The sequence below is a fragment of the Streptococcus humanilactis genome (assembly GCF_019448275.1).
GTDB lineage: Bacteria > Bacillota > Bacilli > Lactobacillales > Streptococcaceae > Streptococcus > Streptococcus humanilactis.
Window position 1 is genome coordinate 1 of the sequence record NZ_JAHXBZ010000026.1, and the last position, 323, is coordinate 323.

Annotated in this window: 1 pseudogene; it reads right to left on the reverse strand. The window is 51.7% G+C overall.

Going from position 1 to position 323, the window contains the following annotated elements:
* A pseudogene (locus KV696_RS09695) lies at positions 1–323 on the reverse strand (hypothetical protein); the annotation flags it as partial.

A 323-nucleotide genomic window follows, 5' to 3' on the forward strand; every position in this document is an offset into this window, starting at 1 on the left:
TCTACATCAGCAAGCACAAGTGCGGTAGCCTCTACATCAGCAAGCACAAGCGCAGTAGCCTCTACATCAGCAAGCACAAGCGCTGTAGCATCTACATCAGCAAGCACAAGTGCGGTAGCTTCTACATCAGCAAGCACAAGCGCTGTAGCCTCTACATCAGCGTCAACAAGTGCGGTAGCCTCTACCTCAGCATCAACAAGTGCGGTAGCCTCTACATCAGCATCAACAAGTGCCGTAGCTTCTACATCAGCAAGCACTAGCGCAGTAGCATCTACCTCAGCATCAACAAGTGCGGTAGCCTCTACATCAGCAAGCACAAGCGC